Origin of the sequence: Pseudomonas sp. BJa3, from assembly GCF_026343815.1 — a bacterium.
Taxonomy (GTDB): domain Bacteria; phylum Pseudomonadota; class Gammaproteobacteria; order Pseudomonadales; family Pseudomonadaceae; genus Aquipseudomonas; species Aquipseudomonas soli.
The window spans coordinates 1-233 of record NZ_JAOXMC010000576.1 but is presented as its reverse complement, the minus strand read 5'-3'; the positions used below and the strand labels follow the sequence as shown (position 1 = coordinate 233).

Here is a 233-nt window from a genome sequence, read left to right as displayed (position 1 = left end):
GGTCACGCCGGCTCGGCAAGGAAAGCCGCGACCATTTCCTCGGCCAGCAGCTGGGCTTCACGGGTCATCAGTTCCTCCGGCCGGGTGACCAGCGAGATGCTCGCCACCGGCGTGGCCTCGGCGATCCGCAAGGGCTCCAGCAGCTGGGCCACCATTGGCAGGCCGAGCATACGCTGCGACCAGAAGCTCACCGCATCGGTATTGGCCGCCAGCTCCAGGTAGAGCAGCGACGA

At 67.4% G+C, this 233-nt stretch carries 1 pseudogene; it reads right to left on the bottom strand.

Annotated elements, in window-relative coordinates:
- Positions 1-2: 2 nt before the first annotated feature.
- Positions 3-233 (bottom strand): annotated as a pseudogene (locus OH705_RS28850) (LysR family transcriptional regulator); the annotation flags it as partial.